Here is a 215-nt window from a genome sequence, read left to right as displayed (position 1 = left end):
TAAAAAGATAGCAGAATACATCCGGCACCAGTTAGAAGAAGACCAGGCGGGCGAACAGCTGACGATGGGAAACTTCTAAACAGCCCGTTTACGGGCGGCAAGTAACAATCCTTCGCGGCTGGCAGACCGTACCAACGCGACGTGACGCGTGCGCTAGTAATCCAGGGTTTCACCCGTCTGTGCAAAACCCCCGGCTTCGCCGGGGGATATTTATT

The 215-nt window shown here is 54.4% G+C and carries 1 pseudogene; it reads left to right on the top strand.

The window, feature by feature from the left end:
• Positions 1-105: pseudogene (locus H6A25_RS12930) on the top strand (IS200/IS605 family transposase); the annotation flags it as partial.
• Between the last annotated feature and the right edge of the window lie 110 nt (positions 106-215).

It is taken from the genome of Intestinimonas butyriciproducens (assembly GCF_016901775.1).
In the GTDB taxonomy this organism is placed as follows: domain Bacteria; phylum Bacillota; class Clostridia; order Oscillospirales; family Butyricicoccaceae; genus Pseudobutyricicoccus.
Note: the sequence above shows the minus strand (reverse complement) of the source record. Positions and strands in the feature narration are given on the sequence as shown.